Raw genomic sequence first — 474 nt, 5'->3', positions numbered from 1 at the left:
TCTATTATGAAGATACATAATGATTATTTTATATCTAAAGACAAAGACACAAGACGTACTTATCTATTTCAAAAAAGTAAAAATAAATTTAAAGACAACAAAATTAATATAAACAAAATTGCAATTCAGTTTAAATCACTACTCAAATCATCTGGATTTAAACAACGTAAGTCTCTACATATCTGCCGAAATATATTTATTGCTTCTCTTAAATCCAAAGGATACAACTCATTCGAGATCAAAGAATTAATGAAATACGCCTCTACTTCTGAAATTGACAATGTTTATGGCTTATCTTCGGCTAGTAAAATACAAGCTTATAAGGATATTAAAAACAGTTTGAAATAAGATTTGTTTCTTTGCTAAATTAAGTTATATTAAGTATAATAGTATTAAATTTGAATTTTTTTTGTTGTTTTTTGTTATACTTTTTTTTGACTGATGACTTAAGTACATTCTTAAGTCATTTTTTCT

Annotated in this window: 1 pseudogene; it reads left to right on the top strand. The window is 24.3% G+C overall.

The annotated features are described in order from the left end of the window. A pseudogene (locus U881_RS0102305) lies at positions 1-348 on the top strand (site-specific integrase); the annotation flags it as partial. Positions 349-474: the final 126 nt, after the last annotated feature.

It is taken from the genome of Borrelia persica No12 (genome assembly GCF_000500045.1).
GTDB lineage: Bacteria > Spirochaetota > Spirochaetia > Borreliales > Borreliaceae > Borrelia > Borrelia persica.
This window is presented reverse-complemented; position numbering and strand designations above follow the sequence as displayed.